At 42.6% G+C, this 258-nt stretch carries 2 tRNA genes; both read right to left on the bottom strand.

The window, feature by feature from the left end:
* Positions 1 to 99: 99 nt before the first annotated feature.
* Positions 100 to 172: transfer RNA gene (locus QOS07_RS09395), tRNA-Ala, on the bottom strand.
* A gap of 10 nt (positions 173 to 182) precedes the next feature.
* A tRNA-Ile gene (locus QOS07_RS09390) sits at positions 183 to 257 on the bottom strand.
* Between the last annotated feature and the right edge of the window lies 1 nt (position 258).

Genomic DNA, 258 nt, shown 5'->3' with positions numbered 1-258 from the left:
TAACGCGGTGTTCTCGGTTTATTGTTTTAATAAATAAAGAAATTAGATATTATTTAGTTTTCAAAGTACAAGCTCTGTCAGTTCAATCAGAACTGACGATGGAGAATAACGGAATCGAACCGATGACCTCCTGCTTGCAAAGCAGGTGCTCTCCCAGCTGAGCTAATTCCCCAAAATTTAGATGGGCCTAAATGGACTTGAACCATCGACCTCACGCTTATCAGGCGTGCGCTCTAAACCAACTGAGCTATAGGCCCA

It is taken from the genome of Limosilactobacillus viscerum, assembly GCF_947387525.1.
GTDB lineage: Bacteria > Bacillota > Bacilli > Lactobacillales > Lactobacillaceae > Limosilactobacillus > Limosilactobacillus viscerum.
Note: the sequence above shows the minus strand (reverse complement) of the source record. Positions and strands in the feature narration are given on the sequence as shown.